Genomic DNA, 21,026 nt, shown 5'->3' with positions numbered 1-21,026 from the left:
GATGTTCCCGATCGCCGTGCTGATCGTGCCGATGTACTACATCCTGTCCAACCTGCAGATGCTGGACAGCTACACCGGTCTGATCCTGGTCTACGCGACCACCACCGTGCCGTACTGCGCCTGGCTGCTGAAGGGCTACTTCGACACCATCCCGGTGGAGATCGACGAGGCCGGCCGGGTCGACGGGCTGTCGCCGTTCGGCGCCTTCTGGCGGCTGATCCTGCCGCTGGCCCGCCCGGGCCTGGCGGTGGCCGCGTTCTACTCCTTCCTCACTGCGTGGGGCGAGGTCGCCTTCGCCTCCACCTTCATGCTCTCGTCCAGCAAGTACACGCTGGCGGTCGGCCTGGCCTCATTCGTCAGCGAGCACGACCACCAGTGGCAGCTGATGGCCGCCACCTCGGTGCTCATCGCCATCCCCGCCGCGGTCGTCTTCTACCTGGTGCAGCGTCACCTGGTGACCGGTCTGACGGCCGGCGCGGCGAAGTCCTGAACCTCCGTCACCTTCCACAGCACCCAAGGGATGACTGTCCAATGACCCAGAACCTGGCCGACGCCTCCCGGCCCGCCGCCGTTCCCGCCGCTCGGACGACTGCTGCGACCACCGGGGCCTCCAGAGGCGGCTGGTGGCGGGACGCGGTCATCTACCAGGTGTACCCGCGGAGCTTCGCCGACGGCAACGGGGACGGCATGGGCGACCTGCCCGGCATCCGCAGCCGCCTGCCCTACCTGCGCGACCTCGGCGTGGACGCGGTCTGGCTCTCGCCGTTCTACGCCTCCCCGCAGGCCGACGCCGGCTACGACGTCGCCGACTACCGCGCCGTCGACCCGATGTTCGGCACCCTGCTGGACGCCGACGGGCTGATCCGCGACGCCCACCAGCTGGGCCTGCGGATCATCGTCGACCTGGTCCCCAACCACTCCTCGGACCAGCACGAGTGGTTCCAGCGGGCGCTGCGCGAGGGCCCCGGCTCCCCGCTGCGCGAGCGCTACCACTTCCGCCCCGGCAAGGGCGAGAACGGCGAACTCCCGCCGAACGACTGGGAGTCCATCTTCGGCGGCCCGGCCTGGACGCGCAGCGACAACCCCGATGGCACCCCCGGCGAGTGGTACCTGCACCTGTTCGCCCCGGAGCAGCCCGACTTCAACTGGGACAGCCCCGCGGTCGCCGACGAGTTCCGCTCGATCCTGCGGTTCTGGCTCGACATGGGCGTCGACGGCTTCCGGATCGACGTCGCCCACGGCCTGGTCAAGGCCCCCGGCCTGCCCGACCTCGGCAGCCGCGACCAGCTGAAGCTGCTCGGCAACGACGTCATGCCGTTCTTCGACCAGGACGGCGTGCACGCCATCTACCGCAGCTGGCGAAGGATCCTCGACGAGTACCCCGGCGACCGGATCGGCGTCGCCGAGGCCTGGACCCCGACCGTCCAGCGCACCGCCAACTACGTCCGCCCCGACGAGCTGCACCAGGCGTTCAACTTCCAGTACCTGGGCACCGACTGGGACGCGGCGAAGCTGCGCGAGGTGATCGACCTGTCGCTCGACTCGATGCGCCCGGTGCAGGCCCCCACCACCTGGGTGCTGTCCAACCACGACGTCACCCGGCACGCCACCCGGTTCGCCAACGAGCCTGGCCTGGGCACCCAGATCCGCACCGCCGGCGACCGCGAGCTCGGCCTGCGCCGGGCCCGCGCCGCCTCCCTGCTGATGCTCGCGCTGCCCGGCTCCGCGTACATCTACCAGGGCGAGGAGCTCGGCCTGCCGGACGTCACCGACCTGCCCGACGAGGTCCGCCAGGACCCGTCGTTCTTCCGGCAGGCCGGCCAGGACGGCTACCGCGACGGCTGCCGGGTGCCGATCCCGTGGTCCGGCGCCGAGGCGCCGTACGGCTTCGGCCCGACGGCCGGCGGCCCGAGCTGGCTGCCGCAGCCCGCCAGTTGGGCCGAGCTGTCGGTGGAGGTCCAGACCGGTGACCCGACGTCGACGCTGGAGCTGTACCGCTCCGCGCTGGCCGTTCGCCGCGCGCAGCCCGCGCTCGGGGCCGGCACCGAGGTCGAGTGGCTGGCCGCCCCCGAGGGCGTGCTGATGTTCCGTCGCGAGTCGGCCGAGGGGTCGTTCGTGTGCACCGTGAACGTCACCGGGGAGAGCGTCACCGTTCCCGCGCCCGGCCGGCTGCTGCTGTCCTCGGCGGCCGTGGCGGAGTCCGAGCAGGCCGAACTCCCGGCCGACAGCACCGCGTGGTGGGCGGTCTGAGGTGGTTGCAATAGGCTCTGGGATCGTGACTACGGCGCGACTCTCCGACATCGCGGCGCAGGCGGGGGTCAGTGAGGCCACCGTCAGCCGCGTTCTCAACGGTAAGGCGGGCGTCTCCGCGACCACCCGGCAGACGGTGCTGGCCGCGCTGGACGTGCTCGGCTACGAGCGACCCACCCGCCTGCGCCAGCGCAGCGCCGGGCTGATCGGCCTGATCACTCCGGAGCTCAGCAACCCGATCTTCCCGGCACTCGCCCAGGTCATCGAGCAGGTGCTCAGCCGGCACGGCTACACGCCGGTGCTGTGCACCCAGACTCCGGGCGGCTCCACCGAGGACGAACTCGTGGAGATGCTGGTGGAACGCGGCGTGGCCGGCATCGTGTTCGTCTCCGGACTGCACGCCGACACCACCGCGGACCACGACCGGTACGCCAAGCTGTCGGGCCGCCAGGTCCCGTTCGTGCTGATCAACGGCTACAGCGAGAAGATCGCCGCGCCGTTCATCTCCCCGGACGACCGGGCCGCGATGTGGATGGCCGTCCAGCACCTGGTCGAACTCGGCCACGACCGGATCGGGTTGGCGGTCGGCCAGAAGCGGTTCGTCCCCGTGCTGCGCAAGATCGAGGGCTTCACCGCCGCGCTCCAGCAGCTCACCGGGCGCACCGCCGACGAGGCCGCGGAGCTGGTCCACCACACCCTGTTCAGCGTGGAGGGCGGGCACGCCGCCGCCCAGGCGCTGCTCGACAAGGGCTGCACCGCGATCGTCTGCGGCTCGGACATGATGGCGCTCGGCGCGATCCGCGCGGTGCGCCAACGGGGCCTGTCGGTGCCGCAGGACGTCTCGGTGGTCGGGTTCGACGACTCGCCGCTGATCGCGTTCACCGAACCGCCGCTGACCACCGTCCGCCAGCCGGTCGAGGCGATGGCCACCGCCGCCGTCGACGCCCTGCTGGAGGAGGTCGGCGGAAACCCGGGGCAGCGCTCCGAGTTCATGTTCCAGCCGGAGCTGGTGATGCGCGGCTCCACCGGGTCGGGTCCGCGCAACTGACGGGTGTTCCGCGGCGCTCGCGGCCCCCGCTCGATGGTGGAGCGGGGGCCGCGGCGGCGTTTCAGCCGTAGAGCTGCTCGATGTCGCGCCGGTAGGCGGTGCTGACGGCCTGCCGGCGGACCTTCAGCGACGGGGTGAGCAGGCCGCGTTCCTCGGTGAAGTCGCCGCCGACCACCCGCACCCGGCGGATCGACTCGGCGCGCGAGACGGTCGAGTTGACGGCCTGCACCGCCTCGGCGAGCGACGCCAGCACGGCGGGGTGGGCCGGGACGGCGCTGCTCACGTCGACCGTCGTCGCGGCCGGCGTCGGCTGCTGCTGCCGCAGGAACTGCTCCACCGCCTCCGGGTCCAGGGTGAGCAGCGCGCCCACGTACGGGCGGCCGTTGCCGACCACCAGCGCCTGGCTGATCAGCGGGTGGGCGCGCAGCCGGTCCTCCAGCGGGCCGGGGGAGACGTTCTTGCCGCCGGAGGTCACCAGGATCTCCTTCTTGCGGCCGGTGATGGTCAGGTAGCCGTCCTCGTCCAGCCGCCCCAGGTCGCCGGTGGCGAACCACTGCTCCCGCTCGGCCGGCTCCGCCCCCAACTCGTAGTAGCCGTCGAAGACCTGGCCGCCGCTCAGGAACACCTCGCCGTCCTCGGCGATCCGCACCGCACTGCCCGGCACCGGCGGGCCGACGGTGCCCGGGCGGGGCCGCAGCGGCGGGTTCACGGTGGACGGGCCGGTGGTCTCGGTCAGCCCGTAGCCCTCGTACACCAGCACGCCCGCGCCGGCGAAGAACAGCAGCAGCTCCGGGTCGATCGAGGAGCCGCCGCTGATCGCGTACCGGATCCGGCCGCCCATCGCCTGCCGCACCCGGCGGTACACCAGCGCGTCGTACAGGCGGTGCGCGAGGCGCAGCGACAGCGGCACGGGGCCGCCCTCGCCCGCCAGCGCGGCCAGTTCGGCGCGGGCGTGGCGCACCGCGACCTCCGCCGCCCGGTCGAAGACCCGCACCGCGCCCTTCGCCTGCGCCTCGGCCCGGCCCAACTGGTGGATCTTCTCGAACAGATAGGGCACGCCGACCAGGAAGGTCGCGCCGAACGCGGCCAGGTCGGGCCGGAGCTCGTCGGGCTTCAGGGAGGGGCTGTGGCCGAACCGGATCCGGCCGAAGACGCAGGTCACCTGGATCATCCGGCCCAGCACGTGGGCCAGCGGCAGGAACAGCAGGGTGGACGGCGTCTCGCCGGTGGCGGCGGTGAACACCGGCTCCAGCAGGGCGTGGCAGTTCGCCGCCTCGGTGAGGAAGTTGGCGTGGGTGAGCAGGCAGCCCTTGGGGCGTCCGGTGGTGCCGGAGGTGTAGATCAGGGTGGCCTCGCTGTCCGGGCCGAGCGCCTTCCTGCGCCGCTCCACCTCCCCGGCGGGGACGGACCTGCCGAGCTCGCTGAGGGCGGCGACGGCGTCCTCGTCCAGCCGCCACAGCGGCACCGTGCCGCCGGTGCGGGCGATCGCCACCGTCAGCACCTCGGCGGTGCCGGCGTCCTCCGCGACCGCCAGCACCGCGCCGGAGTCGCGGAGGATCCACTCGGCCTGCTCGATCGCGGAGGTCGGGTACACCGGCACCACGGACGCGCCGGCCGCCCAGGCCGCGAAGTCCAGCAGCGTCCACTCGTAGCGGGTGCGCGACATCAGGACGATCCGCCCGCCGGGCCGGACCCCGGCGGCGATCAGTCCGCGGGCGGTCGCCGCCACCTGCTCGGCGAACTGCCGGGCCGTCACCTGCTGCCAGCCGCCGTCCGGTCGGCGCCTGGTCAGCACCTCGGCGTCCGGCGCCTGCTCGGCGTTGCGGAACGGCAGGTCGGCGAGGCTGCCGGCGTCCGGCGGCGGCACCAGGTGCGGGGTGCGGGCTTCGACGACCCGGCCGTCGGAGCGCAGGACTTCGACGGGCGCACGGTCGCGCAGATGCTCGGCGCGGGCGGCCCGGGCGAGGGGGTGTGCCATCGGCGAACTCCCTTGGGTGGGTGGGGGTCCGCCCAGGGTAGGGACTCGGCCGCGAACTTACTAGACGGTAAGTTCCTTGACAGTAACAGGATTTGACGTGCCGCCGACCGGCCCCGCCCGCCAGGTCGGTCAGCCCTCCTCGACGGACGGCGCCGGGCCGGCGAACCGCTCGCCGTCCCGGCTGCCGCCGGTCCGCGCCTGGGTGCGCCGACCGGTGGACAGGTAGTCGCGCACCAGCAGCTCCACCGCGTCCTGCGGGCTGCTCACCCCGAGGCGCATCATCACCTCCAGCGCGAGGTCCGCCCTCCAGCGTGATCGTCACCTTCGCCATCGCACCGCTCCCCGGTCTCGGCGGTCTCGCTACCGCTTCCGGCCGAGAACAGGCCGCTGCCCCCGGAGCCGACCAGGGTCTCCGAGGGCAGTGGCGTTCACCGTGCGGTGCGTGCGGCGGGGGCTTCCGGGTGTCAGACCCGACCGGCGAAGTCCGGCGCCCAGTTGGCGATGGTCTCGGTCCGCACACCGGACTTCGGGTTGGCGGCCTCGACGTACTTGCCGTCGCCGATGTAGATCGCCACGTGGTAGACGCCCGAGTTGGCGCCGTTGTTCGACCAGAACAGCAGGTCGCCCGGCTGCAGGCTGTTCAGCGAGACCCGGGTCGAGTAGTCGGCCTGGTCCGCGGCGACGCGCGGCAGGCTGATGCCGGCCTGGCGGAACGCCGCCTGGGTCAGGCCCGAGCAGTCCCAGCCGCCGTTGCCGGTGCCGCCGTAGATGTACGGCTGGCCGACCTTGGACAGCGCGAAGTCGATCGCCGCGGCCTTCGAGCCGGTCGCCTTGACGGCGGTGCTGGTGGCGGCGGTGGTCGTGGTGGTGGCGGCGGGCTTCGCGGGGGTGCTCGGCTTGGCCGGGGCCGGGGTGCTCGGCGCCGGGGCGTCGGTCGTCCGGTTCGAGCCGTTGGACGAGGACTTGCCGGCCGGCGCGGACTGCTTGGCCGGAGCCTGGGCGACGGCGACGTTGCCGAGCGCCAGCTGCTGACCCGGGTAGATCATGTCCGGGCCCTCGGCGAGGACGGAGCGGTTCAGCTCGTACAGCTTCTCCCAGCCGCCCTCGACGTTCTGGCGCTGGGCGATGGCGGACAGCCAGTCGCCCGCCACCACGGTGTAGCTGCCGGAGGCCTGGGGGGCCTGCTGGGCCTGCGGCCGGGCCTGCTGGCGCTGCTGCTGGGGCTGGGCCTGCTTCGGGGCCTGCTGGACCTGCGGCTGGGCCGGCTTCGGCGCGGTGTCCTGCGACGGCTTGGCAGCGGTGGAGCCCGCGGAGGTGTCGACCTGCGGGGCGGCGCCGCCCTTGGTCAGACCGGCCTGGACCGAGCACACCGGCCAGGCACCGGGGCCCTGCGAGGCCAGCACCTTCTCGGCGACGGCGATCTGCTGGTCCTTGGTGGCCAGGTCGGCGCGCGGGGCGAACGCGGTGCCGCCGAAGGCGGCCCAGGTGGAGGCGGTGAACTGGAGGCCGCCGTAGAAGCCGTTGCCGGTGTTGATGGACCAGTTGCCGCTGGACTCGCACTGGGCGACCTTGTCCCAGGTGGCCACCGAGGCGGCGGAGGCGGTGCCGGCCGCGAGGCCGGGGACGGTGAGGCCGATGCCCACGACACCGGTGGTGGCGATCAGACGGCGGGCGCGCTTGGCGCTGACGGGCAGCATGAAGATGCGTTCCTCTCCCACGCCTGCGAGGTGAGCTGTCGGATTCGGGCTGGAGTTGCCCGGCCGCGCGCACCTCTCGGCGCGCCCGGCTTCACCCCTAGCCCCGGACCGGTCCGTCAGGACCGCCCCAGGGCGACTTACCTGGTTCCCCCGCCCCTGCCGCGGTGCGTTTCGCATGAGCCGGCGCACCCGGCGGCAGGACTCGGCGTTCCGGGTGAGCTGGGTCCGTGTGTCCACGAACGTGGGCAGGAGATTAAGCGGATTTAAGGACGATTAGCAAATTTCCGTGACGGGTTTCGCTGCTCCCGGAAAGACGATCAAGGAATTCCTGGCGAAATCCGCTACGTGCTGCGAGAACTGCTGCGCCGTCAGGGAATTGGTGATCTTGTGTCCGATTTGGGGTGGTATGCCGCTTCGTGAGCAATTGTTCGCCTTGGAGGCATTTGTGATCACGTCAGTCGGGTGATTTGAACCGATCTGTCCGACTCCCGGCGACGGGTGGTGAAATTCCGTCCGCTGACATTTCTGTCGAACTGACGAATGACGATACGTCAGAATGCTTAACCGTCGCCGAAGTCGCCGATATCCGTCAGGCCCGCCGCCTATGCTGCCCCCGACGATTCGGAGTCCCTGCGGGTGTTCGGGAGGCGGCCATCGTGGAGCAGTGGGAGAACGGGCGGCACCGGCGGCCGCTGCTGGGGCGGCGGCGGATGCTGACCTGGCTGGCCGTCGGGACGGTGACGGCGGTCGGCGGGGGAGTGGCGCTGCGGCAGTCGCTGGCCGGGGCGGCGGTGACGGCGGCGGGCCCGCCGCCGACGGCGGCTCCGGCGGCGCTGGACGAGAGCGGGCGGAAGTGGTCGGACGCCAAGGGGTGGGGTGGCAGGTTGCCCGGGCCGGGGAGCGCCGTGCGGATCACCGACAAGGTGGTGCTGGACGCCGACGCCCGGGTCGGCTCGCTGCTGATCGACACCGGCGGCTCGCTGGTGTTCGCCAAGGACCGGTCGCTGACGTTGGAGAGTGGGGGCAACGTCGAAGTCCGTGGCGTCCTGGCCCTCACGCCCGACCCGGCGCATACCCACACCTTGCGCTTCCCCGACATCGACGAACACCGCTTCCAGGGCGGCGGCATGACCGTCGTCGACACCGACACCGGCCTGTGGGTCACCGGCAGCGGCTACCTCCGGCTGGACGGCGCACCCCGCACCGCCTGGGTGCGCGCCGCCGCCGAGTTGAAGGCCGGCGAGACCGCGGTGCGACTGGCCGCCGACCCCGAGGGCTGGCAGGCGGGCGACGAACTCGCCGTCACCCCGACCGCCCCGCCCGACGCCGCGGACTTCTCCACCTCCTACGACCTGGTGACGGTCCAACGGATCGACGGCCGGACCGTCACCCTCACCGCGCCGCTCCAGCACGCCCACCCGCGGGTGAGCGTCGGCGGCGGCGCGGTGTTCGGCGCGGAGGTGCTCAACCTGACCCGCAACGTCCGGGTCGAAGGCACCGAGCAGGGCCGGGCGCACGTTCACCTGACGTCCAGCCGCCCGGCCGACCTCCGGCACGCCGCGCTGCGCCGGGTCGGGCCGCGCGCGGCCGGGAAGGAGAGCTGGAACGGGCAGCCCGTCACCGAGCCGGTGCTCGGCCGGTACGGGCTGCACTTCCACATGCTGCTGGACACCTCGCGCGGCACGGTGGTCGAGGGGGTGGTGGTCCGCGACGCCGGCAGTCACGCGTTCGTGCCGCACAACAGCCACGGCATCACCTTCCGCGGCTGCATCTCCCACCAGACCTGGGAGGACGCGTACTGGTGGGACGGCCCCACCGACACCCGCACCCCGCAGATCCCGTCCGACGACATCGCCTACCTGGGGTGCGTCGCCTCCCGCACCGTGTACGAGCCCAACCCGCGCGGCTACCGGCTGACCGGCTTCAGCCTCGGCGCGGGCACCGGCTCCACGGCCCGGGACTGCGTGGCCGTCGGCGTGCAGGGCGCCACCGGTGCGTCCGGGTACGAGTGGCCGGAGAACAGCGAGGGGGTGTGGACGTTCGAGAACTGCCTGGCGCACAACAACCTGGAGGACGGCATCTTCGTCTGGCAGAACTCCGAACACCCGCACACCGTCACCGGGTTCGCCGCCTACCACAACGGCGGCTGGGGCATCGAGCACGGCGCCTACCTGAACGACTTCGGGTACCGCGCCTCGGTGCTGTACGGCAACGCCGCCGGCGGGATCGCCGTCCACGCGCTCGGCCGCGACAAGGGCACCGTGTTCGACGGGCTGCTGATCGACGCGGCCGGGCAGTCCGACTACGCCGTGGCCACCCTCAAGCACCAACTCGACGGCGAGCAGGTCACCCTGAGCCGCAGCCGGCTCACCGGCTACCGCAAGGCCGGCGTGGCGTTCCGGGCCACCGCCGAGGGCAAGCCCGACGACATCGCGGTGCTGGACTGCGAGTTCGGCGACGGCCCCGAACTGTGGCTCGACCCGGACGCGCCCGCCCCCAAGCAGATCCTGTTCCGCAAAGCCGGGCAGTCGGCGGCCGTCGCGCTCGGCAAACCCGCCCCCGGGCTCGCGGCCGGGCCGTGGAACGCCGCCACCAGCCCCGCGACCGCGCCCACCCCGCCCCGTCAGGTCGCCCTGCCCGCGCTGAAGTTCGCCGACAGCGCGCCGCGGACCGGGCGCGTCACCGGCTGAGCGCTCCCCCTCCCGGCAGGAGGGGAAAGACTGCGACGGGCGGGAGCGCGTCGATGCGCTGCTCCCGCCCGTCGCGGTCCATAGGACGGCGCGTCAGCGCGCCGCGTGCGCCCCCGGCGTGGTGCGCTGCTCGGCGGCGGCGGCCTCGGCGGCCTCCAACTGCTCCTGAGTGGGCTCGGGGAGCGCCGCCAGGTAGCTGGAGGCGATCAGCTGGGCCACCGTCGGGTAGGCGCCGATCGGGGCGGCGCTCGGGCAGCCGGTCTCCTCGGCGGCCGCGGCCAGCAGCTCCGGGTCGGCCTCCGGGCCGATCACCAGCGGGGCCAGCGCCGGGCGCTCGCAGCCGGTGGCCTTCAGGTGGTTGACAGCCGCGGCGACCGAACCGGGCACGTCCAGCGCGGCCGGGACCACCGGCACGGCGAGCCGGGCGGCCAGCAGCACGCCGGTGATGCCGGCCGCGGCCGCGGCCTCCTCACCACCGGTGGTGGTCAGCACCACGCCGTCGGCGGCGGTGGCGATCGCGAACAGTCGGGCGCGGTCGGCGCGGGCCAGGTCCGCCTCGGAGAGGCGCACGTGCACCGCCTCGGCCAGCAGCGGGTGCGGGCCCAGCGGGTCCAGCACCTGGGCGCCGGTCTCGGCGGCCGCCTTGTGCAGCTCCGTCAGGAACTCGTGCGGACCCGGCACCAGCGGCAGCACCACCGGCGCGGCCAGGCCGGCCTCGGCCGCCGCGCCCAGCAGTTCGGCCACCGTCGGAGCGTCCTCGCCGCCCAGGTAGGCGGCCGTCACCTCGATGCCCGGCTGGTCGCCGCGCACGACGGACAGCAGCTCGTCGACGACCGGGCGGGTCTCCGGCCCGGCGACGGCCGGAACCGCCAGCACCAGGGCAGGCGAACCGGCCATGATCTCGGGGCGCTCGGGACGGCGGTGGCGCCCCCGCGCACGGGAGCCTGGCGTACGGACGGGCAGTGGCGCGCCCGGGATGGCTGCGGTGCTCATGGGCCAGATCGTAGGACATTGCCCAGCGTGCCTTGCAGCCGGATACCGGCAGCGGGCGGCTTTCCGCCGGGAAGTGACGGTCATCACAGCGCGAGTTGTGACTGGCTGTGAGGCGTGGGACCGGGCGTTGATGATCGACAACGTGCTGACGGGCGTGTGCGGACGGTCATGGGGCGATGGTCGATTTGCTCGGCTGTGTCCGCTTACGCACCGTCAATTGCGGCGCTGTGAAGACTTGGTGGCGGCATCGGCACGGTCTTCTGCACGGGATATTTCCCATGCTGATGCACGTGCAGCCGAGCTATCATCACGTCAAGTGAGGCATTCACCAGGGTCTGGGGAGAAATCAATGGGTGAGGCGTACAACGGCATCGCGGCGGCGGACCTCGACGTGGTCTGGCAGAAGAGCCGGTACAGCAACTCGAAGGGGAACTGCGTGGAGTTCGCCGCGCTGCCGGGGGGCGGCGTCGCGATGCGCAACTCGCGCTTCCCCGACGGGCCGGCGCTGGTCTACACCCGCGCGGAGATCGACGCGATGCTGCTCGGCGTGAAGGACGGGGAGTTCGACCACCTGGGCACCGCGCTCTGACGGTATGTCAGGGACGGTGCCCCCGGGCCGTCGTGGGAGATCCCACGACGGCCTTCGTGTTTTCCGGGCTTCCCGGCCGGCCTGCTCGGGGTGTCGGGCTGTTCGACCCGGCCGACCCCGTTCGACCTGATGGGTCGGTGGCGGTGGGCGGTGCGGTCGGCCTTCCGGGCGCAGAAGTACGCAGAAGTGCGCAGAAGCAAAGGGGAGTGACGATCAGGCGGAGCGGCGGTGTCGGCCGAGGTTCGGCAGCGGGGGTTCGGCCGCCGTCTCCGGTCCGCGGGCGTCGAACAGCGCCCACACCACCTTGCCCGCGCCCGCCAGCGGGTGCCAGCCCCAGGAGCGGGAGAAGGAGTCCACCAGGTGCAGGCCGCGACCGGACTCCGCCACGAAGTCGGCCTCCCGGGCGACCGGGCCGGCGCTGGACGGGTCGCTCACCGCGCACACCACCTGCGGGGCCCGGTGCACCAGGCTGATCCGGATCGGCAGCGAACCGACCGCCAGCTGCGGAGCGATCTGGGTCGGCACCCGGGACGGCTCGCGCTGGCCGAGTGCGTGCCGCAGCGCGTTGGTCACCAACTCCGAAGCCACCAGGGCGACATCGTCGAAGAGGTCGCCGAGGCCCCAGTCCTCGAGGGTGGTTCGGGCGAACTCCCGTGCGGTGCGTACGGCTTCGAAGCGGGGAGCGAGTGTGCAGCTGACCACATGCGGGTCGGTCGCCAGGGCCGTACCGGTGCTCATGAAGAGCTCCTCCCATAAGGGGGCGGACACGGCGGGACCCACCGGGGTCATGCCGGTCACCTCCGACTCGCTCGGCCGCTCTGCCGCCGCGTCCGACCGTTGCGCGCACACGCAAGTACCCAGCGACGCACGGGCGTTGCCGGGACGGGTGTGCGGAATCGCGCAAGCTGTCGACGCGGAGCCCGCGGGGTTGCCAAGGGCGTGCAAGTGCACGTGCACCATGGTCCTCTGCGCTCACGGCAGATGCAAGAGTCGATTCACGTGCAGTCGTGCGATTGGCATATGCATGCACCGGATGCACGTGCAAGATGGTGTCTGCGCATCAGAACCGGTAGCCGAGCGCATCACTACCGGCACTCAGTGCGTCCAAGTGATGGCAGACTGTGCAACTGGTCTTTCCGAGTGGAGGTTTGGTCAGATGACCACAGTGCAGCCCGGTGGGGGCTCGATGGTGCGCCGCATCCTCCTCGGCTCCCAGCTCCGCCGGCTCCGCGAGGGTTGTGCGATCAGCCGGGAGGACGCCGGCTACGCGATCCGCGCCTCGGAGTCCAAGATCAGCCGGATGGAACTCGGCCGGGTCTCCTTCAAGGAGCGTGACGTCGCCGATCTGCTCAGCCTCTACGGGCTGTCCGGCGGCGCGGAGCGGGAGACCCTGCTCGCCCTGGTCCGCGAGGCCAACAAGTCCGGCTGGTGGCACAGTTACAACGACGTCCTGCCGAACTGGTTCCAGACCTACATGGGGCTGGAGGAGGCCGCCGCGCTGATCCGCACCTACGAGGTGCAGTTCGTCCCCGGCCTGCTCCAGTGCGACGAGTACGCCCGGGCGATCTTCGCGCAGAACCGGCCCGCGCTCGCCGACGACGAGATCGAACGCCGCGTCGCCCTGCGCGCCCGGCGGCAGAAGCTGCTCACCGAGGGCCGCGGCCCGAAGCTGTGGGCCGTCATCGACGAGGCCGCGCTGCGCCGCCCCGTCGGCGGCCCGGAGGTGATGCGCGCCCAGCTGGAGCACCTGGTGGACCTCGCTCAACTCCCCAGCGTGGTGCTCCAGGTGATGCCCTTCCGGTTCGGCGCGCACGCCGGCGAGAGCGGCGCGTTCTCGGTGCTGCGCTTCCCCGAGCAGGACCTGCCGGACGTGGTCTACCTGGAGCAGCTCACCAGTGCGCTGTACCTGGACAAGCGCGACGACGTGGACGAGTACGTCCAGGTCATGGAGCGGCTCTGCGTGGACAGCCTGACCCCGCAGCAGACCCTCGACCTGCTCCAGGGCATCCTCAAGAACCAGTGACGAAAGGGCCCGGCGGTGCCGCGCGGGCCGACCGGGACTGACGGAACGTCAGAGGTCGGCCCGCGCAGCGGCCGCCGGGCCGCAGTTCGGTATCGGGGTGGCGAACCGGATTGACCGGGGCCCGGCAAGCTGCCATGGTGACTGCGCCGCCGTCGGCCCCGCCCCCTTCGGGCGCGGACCGGGCGGCATTCCGGCTCCACCAACACGGGGGTTTGGTGGAGCCGGCCCCGACCTTCACAGGCCTGCGCGACGGGCCCGTGGGACCCGGCTCACGGGCGCCGGCCCTGCGGGTGTTCAGCGCTCCGACAGCACGGCCTGCTCCAGCGGCCGGTACTGGTAGTCCGGCACCGACACCGGCTCGGCGGCGGCCTTGGCGCGGGGGCTGCGCAGCGCGCCGGTGAGCGCGATCAGCAGCCCGAGCGTGGTGGTGCCCGTCACCAGCAGCAGGGCGGGCCGGTAGCCGGCGAGCTGGGCGTGCGCGTCGGTGGCGGTGCCGGTGCCCGCGGTGAGCACCGCGGTGGTGACGGCCAGCACGATCGCGCCGCCGACCTGGAGCGAGGTGTTCACCAGGCCCGAGGCCAGACCCTGCTCGTCGTCCGGCACGCCGTTGGTGGCGGCCACATTGATGGAGGGGAAGCCGAGCGCGAAGCCCGCGCCGATCAGCAGCATGCTCGGCAGCACCAGGCCGAGGAAGGAGCTGTGCTCGTCCAGCCGGAGGAAGAGCGCGTAGCCGAGGGCCATCGAGGCGACGCCGACCGGGAGCACCCGCTCCGGGCCGAACCGGTCGAGCAGCCGGCTGACCGAGCCGGCCGAGAAGGCGACGATCGCGCCGCCGGGCAGCAGGCCGAGCGCCGTCTCCAGCGCCGACCAGTCGAGCAGCCGCTGCAGGTAGAGCGTGGCCACGAACTGGAAGCCCGCGTAGGAGCCCATCAGCGTCAGCGCCGTCAGATTCGCCCGGCGGACGCCCGCGTTGCGGAAGATGCCGAGCCGCACCAGCGGGTGCGCGGTGCGCCCCTCGATCAGCAGGAAGGCCGCGGCCAGCACCGCCACCAGCAGCAGCGAGCCGAGCGTGCGCAGCGACAGCCAGCCCGCGCCCTGCGCCTCCGTGACCGTGAAGACCAGCAGCAGGACGGCGGCGGTGCCGGTGATCGCGCCCGCCACGTCGTAGCCGCCGGAGGTGCGCTGCTCGCCGCGCTGACGGGGGAGCAGCTTGATGCCGGCGAGCAGGGCGACCAGCGCGATCGGCACGGGCATCAGGAACGTCAGCCGCCAGCCGGCCGACGTCAGCAGCCCGCTGATCACCAGGCCGAGCGAGAAGCCGGCGGCGGAGCAGGTGGTGTAGATGGACAGCGCGCGGTTGCGGGCCGGGCCCTCGGCGAACGTGGTGGTGATGATGGAGAGGCCGGCCGGGGCGGTGAACGCGGCGCTGATGCCCTTCAGGAAGCGGGCCCCGATCAGCAGCGGGCCGCTGTCGACCAGGCCGCCGAGCAGCGAGGCGCCGGCGAACACGGCCAGGGCTATCAGGAAGACCCGGCGACGGCCGAGCAGATCGGCGGCACGGCCGCCGAGCAGCAGCAGACCGCCGTAGCCCAGGACGTAGCCGCTCACCACCCACTGCAGGGCGGAATCGGAGAGATGCAGATCGGCGCCGATCGAGGGCAGGGCGACGCCCACCATCGAGACGTCGAGGGCGTCCAGGAACATGGCGGCGCAGAGCACCACCAGGGCGCCCCAGATGCGCGGGGTCCATCGCGTGTCGGTCATGGCACCGTACGCTACATGCATGTGCATGGGATGCAAGTGCATTTAATGCGGCTGCAACAGATGCGTACGCATGTGCTAACGTGGCGGCGTGACCGACCTAGATCCGGATCGTGACCCCGCGGTGGAGACTGCGCTGGCCGAGAAGTGGCGCGCCGTGCTGGCCAGCCACGCGGCCACGTCCTGTGCGATAGACCGCGAGCTCGGCGAGACCTTCGGAATCGGCGTCAGCGAGTTCGAACTGCTGGAGCGCCTCTGGGAGTTCGAGCAGGAGGAGCACCTGTCGGGCTCGCGCGCCCAGGTGCTCTCCGGCAGCGTGCACCTCAGCCAGAGCGCGTTCTCCCGGCTGGTCGCCCGGATGGAGAAGGCCGGCCTGGTCCGGCGCTCGATGTGCGAGGACGACCGCCGCGGCATCTTCATCACGCTCACCGACGAGGGCCGCGAGCGCTACCGCAGGGCCCGCCCCGTGCACCGCCGGATCCTCGCCGAGACGCTGTCGGACTGACCGGGCGGCCGCGCGCCCTCGGGCGTCCGGGGCGGCCGGGTTCAGAACAGCGTCGACAGTCCGGGCGCGGCCGCGATCAGCGCCGCCGTCACGGGCGCGGCCAGTGCCGCCAGCGTCCAGGCCAGTCGGGCCCGCCGCGGCAGCCGGGGCTCGCCCAGCAGCAGCCGGTCCACCCGGGCGGGGGACTGCGCCAACTGCCGCGGCGGGCAGGACGCGAACACCTCGCTGTTCAACTCCGCGAGCGCCAGCGCCGTGGTCACCCGCCCGTGCCGGCGCGCCGCCCGGTCGTCCGCCGCCAGCTCCACCAGCACCGCCACCTGGTCCCGGAACGCGGAGAACACCTCCACCCCCGGAAAACCCGTCGCCAGCGCCTGCGCACACTGCGCCAACCAGTGGTGCCGGGCCCGGACGTGGCCCCGCTCGTGGCTCAGCACCGCCGCCAGCTCCCGGTCCGAGAGCTGCTGCAGCGCCCCGGTGGTCACCACCAGCCGGGCCCGCGGCCCCGGCAGCGACCAGGCCTGCGGCCGGACGTTCTCCAGCACCACCAGCGGCTCCTTGGCCGCCGCCCGCCGACGCGGCAGCAGCGAGGCCGGCAACTCGGGGGCCCGCCGCACCAGTTGCGCATGGCGGTGACCGCGCTCCGCGCGGGCCGAGCGGATCTCCCGGGCCAGCGACAGCGCCGTCCACAACCCGCCCGCCGCCAGCACCGCCGCCGACAGTCGGCCCCAACCCTCCCGGCCCGCCAGGCCGTACGCGTCCGCCACTCCGTCCGGGGCGCCCGAGAACACCACGTCCCGCCAGGCGGGCAACGCGGCCGCGCTCGCCAGCAGCAGACTCAGTACGCAGCACAGCAGCACCGCGACCACCAGCATCTGCCACACCAACAGGGCCAACACCGGTTCTCGCTCGGGCCAGCGGGCCCGGGCCAGGCGGCTCGGCGCCACGGTGGCGAGCAGCAGTCCGAGCAGCAGCAGGCTCAGCAGTGCCGTCATGGCAGGGGCTCCCCGAGGCGGGATTCGAGGCGCGGCGATGCGCTTCCCCCCAACCTATGCCGCCTCACGCCGACGGGGAACGGCCGGGCGCGTCCAGTGACCAACACCACGTCGCCGCAGGGTTTCGGACGGCCCGTCAGCCGCCCGGGCCGACCGGCGGCTCACATGGTCAGCAGCATCGCGAACATCCCGATGCCCATCGCCGCCCGACAGGCCCGCGGCAGCGGCGCCGCCACCGCCGGACCGCCCGCCGCGATCACCCGACTGCCCTCCCACAGCGCGTACCCGCCGAAGTACACCAGCAGCAGCCCCGTCACCACCGGCAGCCCGGCCGGCCCCACATGGTGCCCGGCGTGCCCGCCCGGCGGACCGCCCGCCATCGCCAGCGCCATGTACGCCATCGCCAGTGCGCCGATCCCGTGGTGCAGCCGGTGCGCCCGCAGCCCCGCGCCGCGCCCGGCCAGCGCGCCCACCAGCAGCACCGCCGCCAGCAGCGCGTACGGCCAGCCCCAGGCCACGCCCGGCAGCAGTGCCATCCCCGCCATGCCCAAACCCATCGCGGCCTCCAGCACGTCCGACTCCGGCCGGGCCGACCGGCCGTCCCCGCACGTCGCGGCGGCCCGTCCGGCCCGCCGCGCATGCCGCACCCGCCACCCGCAGTAGCCGCCGCTGCCCATGGCCAGCGCCGCCAGCAGCCAGTTCACCAGCACCGGACCGTGCATCGCCCTCCCCCTCCGGCCGGATGTGCACGCCACCCCACGGTCACCGATCCCGACCGGGCGCAGCAGGGCGTGAACAGGGGCGCACCGAGGCGCGGCCGGGCCTGCGCCGGGCGTGGAGCGGTGCCCGGCGCAGCGCCTCGCGCGGCCGACGGTGACGGAGCGGAAGCCCCCGGTGGCGGGCCGTTCGGGTGCGGGGCAGGGTCGGGCGTACCGGAAGCGACGCCGGATCTGTCCGTTTCATCCATCCCGTCAGGGAGCGGCACCGGTCGCGCTACGAACTGGAGTGTCCGCCGTCAAGTTGCCCTTGAGCCGGAAGACCTTTCGCATTTAACGTGGTCTTGTCGAAATAACTCCTGTCGAAGTGAGCCTGTGATGCAGAATCTTTCGCCGACTCTCGCGGCCGCGGGTGACACCCCCACCGCCGACCTTGCCGGGCACCCGGCCTGGCTGCGCCTCAAGGACGCCGTCGAGGCCCTCCGTCCCCTGCAGTCCAAGGACGGCTCGATCGACCTCGCGACCGTGCCGCGCCCCACCGTCGACCCCCTGGTCGAGACCGTGCAGGCCGCCGTCGCCGAGCTCGCCCCGCACTTCCCGCACGACGCCGAGTACCTCGCCGCCGTCCGGGCCGACCTCGCCAAGTGGGCGGACACCGGCTACCGGGAGCCCGACTTCCTGGACTCGCTGATGGCCTTCCGGCCCGAGGAGCGCCGCGCCGACGGCATCGGCCACCTGGTGGTCTTCCCGATGTACACCCAGAACGGCAACCCCGACCGGAACCTGGAAGCCGTCATGCTGAAGGTCGTCTGGCCCGAGTGGATCGCCGAGCTGGAGAAGACCCGCTTCGACAACCCGGGCTACCTCGGCATCACCTTCGACGACTTCACCGCCGGCTACGACACCAACTCCGCGGTGCTGTTCCCCGAGACGGTGGCCGTCCGCGAAGCGCCGGAACGTTTCACCTGGGGCGGCATCTTCTGCGACCGCGAGGCCGCCCGCTTCCGCACCGTCTCCACCAGCGCCGTCCGCCAGCTCGGCCTCGACATCCCCGCCGACGCCGCGAGCCTGCTCCAGGACCAGGACCGCGTCCAGCAGACCTTCGTCCTGTGGGACCTGGTCCACGACCGCACCCACAGCCACGGCGACCTGCCCTTCGATCCGTTCATGATCAAGCAGCGCAGCCCGTTCTGGATGTACGGCCTCGAAGAGCTCCGCTGCGACCTGAACACCTTCAAGGAGTCGGTCAAGCTGGAGGCCGAGGGCTACACCCAGGGCCGCGACGTCCAGTACGCCGTCCTGTTCGACCGGATGTTCCGCTTCCCGGTCACCGGCGACCGCGTCCGCAACTACGACGGCATGGGCGGCCAGCTGCTCTTCGCCTACCTGCACAAGCACGACGCGCTGCGCTGGCGCGACAACCGCCTCACCATCGACTGGTCGCGCGTCGCCGAGGTCACCAACCAGCTCTGCGCCGAGATCGAGACCCTCTACCGCGAGGGCATCGACCGGCCCAAGACCGCCCACTGGATCGCCGCCTACGAGCTGGTCTCCAAGTACCTCACCCCGCACCCCGCCTCCACCTGGGCCAAGGGCCCCGAGGCGCTCCCGCTCGACCTCGCCGACGACAAGGCGCTGCGCAAGGCGCTGTGCGACGCCGTCCACCCCGACGAGTTCCCGCTCAGCATGTTCTACGAAGCCCTGTCCAAGAAGCTCAGCCGGGTCATCGCCGACACCAAGGGCATCACCAGCGCCGACGTCGAGGAGATCGCCGCGTGACCACCGCACCCCGTACCGAGACCGGCCGCCCGCTGGCCGGCAAGGTCATCGCCGTCGCCGGAGCCAGCGGCCCCGCCGGCCAGGCCACCATGCGCCGCCTGGCCGCCGACGGCGCCACCGTGATCGGCGCCGACATCGACCAGCAGCGCCTGGACAAGGCCGTCGAGGGCGTCCGCACCGCCGTCCCCGGCGCGCAGATCACCGGCCAGGTCATCGACCTGCTCGACCCGCAGGAAGTCCACGACTGGGCCGACCACCTCGAGGCCGAGCACGGCCACGTCGACGGCCTGTTCCACCTGGTCGGCGGCTGGCGCGGCAGCAAGACCTTCTTCGAGAGCCGGATAGACGACTGGGACTTCCTGCACGACACCGTCGTGCGCACCCTCCAGCACACCTCGCTGGCCTTCCAGCCCGCCCTGCTGCGCAGCCCGGCCGGCCGCTACGCGATGGTCTCCGCCGCCGCCGCGCACAAGCCCACCGCCGGCGGCGCCGCGTACGCCGCCGCCAAGGCCGCCACCGAGGCCTGGACCCTCGCCATGGCGAACTCCTTCGTGAAGGAGACCACCGACGCGGACGGAACCCCCACCGCCGCAGCTGCCATCCTGGTCATCAAGGCCCTGGTCAGCCCTGAGATGCGCGCCGAGAAGCCGGACGCCAAGTTCGCCGGCTTCACCGACACCGCCGACCTGGCCACCACCCTGGCGGGCCTCTGGGACCGCCCCGCAGCAGAACTGAACGGACAGCACCTGTGGCTGACAGCCCGATGACCACCCCCTTCGGCCCGACCGACGCGGTGCGGCACCACGACCCCGCCGTGCGCGGCTTCGCCAGCGACAACTACGCCGGCGTGCACCCCGAGATCCTCGCCGCGATAGCCCTCGCCAACGACGGCCACCAGGTCGCCTACGGCGAGGACCAGTACACCGAGCACCTGCAGACCGTCTTCCGCCGCCACTTCGGTGACCGGGCCGAGGCGTTCCCCGTCTTCAACGGCACCGGCGCCAACGTGGTCGCGCTGCAGGCCCTGCTGCCGCGCTGGGGCGCGGTGATCGCCGCGGCGACCGCGCACATCAACGTCGACGAGTGCGGCGCGCCCGAGAAGCTGGCCGGCATCAAGATCCACACCGTCGCCACCCCCGACGGCAAGCTCACCCCCGAGCTGATCGACCAGCAGGCCTGGGGCTGGGGCGACGAGCACCGCGCCCAGCCGCTCGCGGTCTCCATCACCCAGTCCACCGAACTCGGCACCCTCTACACCGTCGACGAGGTCCGGGCGATCTGCGAGCACGCCCACGAGCGCGGCATGCTCGTCCACATGGACGGCTCCCGGCTCGCCAACGCCGCGGCCTCGCTCGGCGTCCCGTTCCGCGAGTTCACCACCGACGCCGGCGTCGACGTCCTCTCCTTCGGCGGCACCAAGAACGGCCTGCTGTTCGGCGAGGCCGTGGTCGTTCTCAACCCCGAGAAGGTCCGCGACCTCAAGTACCTGCGCAAGATGTCGATGCAGCTCGCCTCGAAGATGCGCTTCGTCTCGGTCCAGTTCGAGGCCCTGCTCACCGGCGACCTCTGGCTCCGCAACGCCGGCCACGCCAACGCGATGGCCCTCCGCCTGGAGACCGCCGTCCGTGAGATCCCCGGCGTCACGGTCGTCCGCCCCGTGCAGGCCAACGCCGTCTTCGCGATCCTCCCGCGCGAGGTCAGCGAGCGCCTCCAGAAGCACTACCGTTTCTACTTCTGGGACGAGCACACCGGCGAGGTCCGCTGGATGGCCGCCTTCGACACCACCGAGGCCGACATCGACGCCTTCGCCACCGCGATCGCGGAGGAGATGGCCCGTCAGGCCTGACCCCGGCCCCTCGGCTCGACTGCGCGACGGCCGGTTCGGAAGACTCCTTCCGGGCCGGCCGTCGCGCATGTTTGCACCTGGAGCGGATCCGGCGTAGTGTTCACTGGTCGCTCGGCAGGGAGCACCGGACACGCATCTGTGTGGACGGTCCCGGGGCGG

General features: G+C 72.5%; 18 protein-coding genes and 1 riboswitch. Of the genes, 10 read left to right on the top strand and 8 right to left on the bottom strand.

Annotation, left to right across the window (positions count from 1 at the left end; translation table 11 throughout):
• The 3 genes from IEZ12_RS37775 to IEZ12_RS06125 all read left to right on the top strand — a co-directional run.
• The coding region (locus tag IEZ12_RS37775) for a carbohydrate ABC transporter permease (RefSeq protein ID WP_229847288.1) at positions 1 to 490 on the top strand (490 nt) is incomplete at its 5' end.
• A 41-nt stretch (positions 491 to 531) separates the two neighbouring features.
• The gene (locus IEZ12_RS06130; protein ID WP_189271147.1) at positions 532 to 2,250 is read left to right on the top strand and encodes a glycoside hydrolase family 13 protein; all 1,719 of its coding nucleotides are present in this window, start codon (positions 532 to 534) and stop codon (positions 2,248 to 2,250) included.
• Positions 2,251 to 2,275: 25 nt separating this feature from the next.
• Positions 2,276 to 3,298 carry a LacI family DNA-binding transcriptional regulator gene (locus IEZ12_RS06125; protein WP_189271146.1) on the top strand — a complete coding sequence of 341 codons (1,023 nt, stop codon included), beginning with the start codon at positions 2,276 to 2,278 and terminating at the stop codon, positions 3,296 to 3,298.
• Between the two features lie 61 nt (positions 3,299 to 3,359).
• Here the strand turns inward: IEZ12_RS06125 and IEZ12_RS06120 are convergent, their stop codons facing one another.
• From IEZ12_RS06120 to IEZ12_RS40345, 3 genes are all read right to left on the bottom strand, one after another.
• A complete protein-coding gene (locus tag IEZ12_RS06120) occupies positions 3,360 to 5,276 on the bottom strand; it encodes an AMP-dependent synthetase/ligase (RefSeq protein WP_189271145.1) in 1,917 nt (638 codons plus the stop codon).
• 129 nt (positions 5,277 to 5,405) lie between these two features.
• Complete coding sequence (locus IEZ12_RS06115; protein ID WP_373295444.1) at positions 5,406 to 5,543, bottom strand: hypothetical protein; 138 nt, start codon at positions 5,541 to 5,543, stop codon at positions 5,406 to 5,408.
• Positions 5,544 to 5,740: 197 nt separating this feature from the next.
• Positions 5,741 to 6,994, bottom strand: coding sequence for a transglycosylase family protein (locus tag IEZ12_RS40345; protein WP_308431001.1), 1,254 nt, complete (start codon positions 6,992 to 6,994; stop codon positions 5,741 to 5,743).
• Positions 6,979 to 7,152: riboswitch (cyclic di-AMP (ydaO/yuaA leader) on the bottom strand. (Overlaps the previous gene by 16 nt.)
• A 477-nt stretch (positions 7,153 to 7,629) precedes the next feature.
• On the opposite strand from IEZ12_RS40345, the gene IEZ12_RS06105 reads away from it, so the two are divergent.
• On the top strand, positions 7,630 to 9,663 hold the full coding sequence (locus tag IEZ12_RS06105; protein WP_189271143.1) for a G8 domain-containing protein: 2,034 nt from the start codon (positions 7,630 to 7,632) through the stop codon (positions 9,661 to 9,663).
• A gap of 93 nt (positions 9,664 to 9,756) precedes the next feature.
• On the opposite strand, the gene IEZ12_RS06100 is transcribed toward IEZ12_RS06105, so the two are convergent.
• Positions 9,757 to 10,656, bottom strand: coding sequence for a sirohydrochlorin chelatase family protein (locus tag IEZ12_RS06100; protein ID WP_229847287.1), 900 nt, complete (start codon positions 10,654 to 10,656; stop codon positions 9,757 to 9,759).
• Positions 10,657 to 11,005: 349 nt separating this feature from the next.
• Between IEZ12_RS06100 and IEZ12_RS06095 the strand changes: the two genes are divergently transcribed.
• Positions 11,006 to 11,245 (top strand): DUF397 domain-containing protein, encoded by a 240-nt coding sequence (locus tag IEZ12_RS06095; RefSeq protein ID WP_100586759.1) that lies wholly within the window; start codon positions 11,006 to 11,008, stop codon positions 11,243 to 11,245.
• Positions 11,246 to 11,458: 213 nt separating this feature from the next.
• Here IEZ12_RS06095 and IEZ12_RS06090 read toward each other — a convergent pair whose 3' ends face one another.
• Positions 11,459 to 11,983 (bottom strand): ATP-binding protein, encoded by a 525-nt coding sequence (locus IEZ12_RS06090; RefSeq protein ID WP_229847286.1) that lies wholly within the window; start codon positions 11,981 to 11,983, stop codon positions 11,459 to 11,461.
• A gap of 418 nt (positions 11,984 to 12,401) precedes the next feature.
• Here IEZ12_RS06090 and IEZ12_RS06085 point away from each other — a divergent pair, with 418 nt between their 5' ends.
• Positions 12,402 to 13,268 (top strand): Sco1979 family transcriptional regulator, encoded by an 867-nt coding sequence (locus tag IEZ12_RS06085; protein WP_100586757.1) that lies wholly within the window; start codon positions 12,402 to 12,404, stop codon positions 13,266 to 13,268.
• A 294-nt stretch (positions 13,269 to 13,562) separates the two neighbouring features.
• Here IEZ12_RS06085 and IEZ12_RS06080 read toward each other — a convergent pair whose 3' ends face one another.
• Positions 13,563 to 15,032 (bottom strand): MFS transporter, encoded by a 1,470-nt coding sequence (locus IEZ12_RS06080; RefSeq protein WP_229847285.1) that lies wholly within the window; start codon positions 15,030 to 15,032, stop codon positions 13,563 to 13,565.
• Positions 15,033 to 15,120: 88 nt separating this feature from the next.
• Between IEZ12_RS06080 and IEZ12_RS06075 the strand changes: the two genes are divergently transcribed.
• Positions 15,121 to 15,534 carry a MarR family winged helix-turn-helix transcriptional regulator gene (locus IEZ12_RS06075; RefSeq protein ID WP_189271142.1) on the top strand — a complete coding sequence of 138 codons (414 nt, stop codon included), beginning with the start codon at positions 15,121 to 15,123 and terminating at the stop codon, positions 15,532 to 15,534.
• A gap of 41 nt (positions 15,535 to 15,575) precedes the next feature.
• Here the strand turns inward: IEZ12_RS06075 and IEZ12_RS06070 are convergent, their stop codons facing one another.
• The gene (locus IEZ12_RS06070; RefSeq protein WP_043913011.1) at positions 15,576 to 16,526 is read right to left on the bottom strand and encodes a M56 family metallopeptidase; all 951 of its coding nucleotides are present in this window, start codon (positions 16,524 to 16,526) and stop codon (positions 15,576 to 15,578) included.
• 161 nt (positions 16,527 to 16,687) lie between these two features.
• A complete protein-coding gene (locus IEZ12_RS06065) occupies positions 16,688 to 17,248 on the bottom strand; it encodes a DUF5134 domain-containing protein (protein ID WP_189271141.1) in 561 nt (186 codons plus the stop codon).
• 372 nt (positions 17,249 to 17,620) lie between these two features.
• Here IEZ12_RS06065 and IEZ12_RS06060 point away from each other — a divergent pair, with 372 nt between their 5' ends.
• Genes IEZ12_RS06060 through IEZ12_RS06050 form a run of 3 tightly spaced genes read left to right on the top strand, consistent with a single transcriptional unit; the run spans position 17,621 to position 20,867 of the window.
• On the top strand, positions 17,621 to 19,021 hold the full coding sequence (locus tag IEZ12_RS06060) for a DUF6421 family protein (RefSeq protein ID WP_189271140.1): 1,401 nt from the start codon (positions 17,621 to 17,623) through the stop codon (positions 19,019 to 19,021).
• Entirely contained in the window at positions 19,018 to 19,788 is a 771-nt protein-coding gene (locus tag IEZ12_RS06055; protein WP_152645122.1) for an SDR family oxidoreductase, read from the top strand. Before IEZ12_RS06060 ends, IEZ12_RS06055 begins: the two co-directional genes overlap by 4 nt.
• Entirely contained in the window at positions 19,785 to 20,867 is a 1,083-nt protein-coding gene (locus tag IEZ12_RS06050; RefSeq protein ID WP_189271139.1) for a threonine aldolase family protein, read from the top strand. Before IEZ12_RS06055 ends, IEZ12_RS06050 begins: the two co-directional genes overlap by 4 nt.
• Positions 20,868 to 21,026: the final 159 nt, after the last annotated feature.

The sequence above is a fragment of the Kitasatospora griseola genome (assembly GCF_014648555.1).
In the GTDB taxonomy this organism is placed as follows: Bacteria; Actinomycetota; Actinomycetes; order Streptomycetales; family Streptomycetaceae; genus Kitasatospora; species Kitasatospora griseola.
This window is presented reverse-complemented; position numbering and strand designations above follow the sequence as displayed.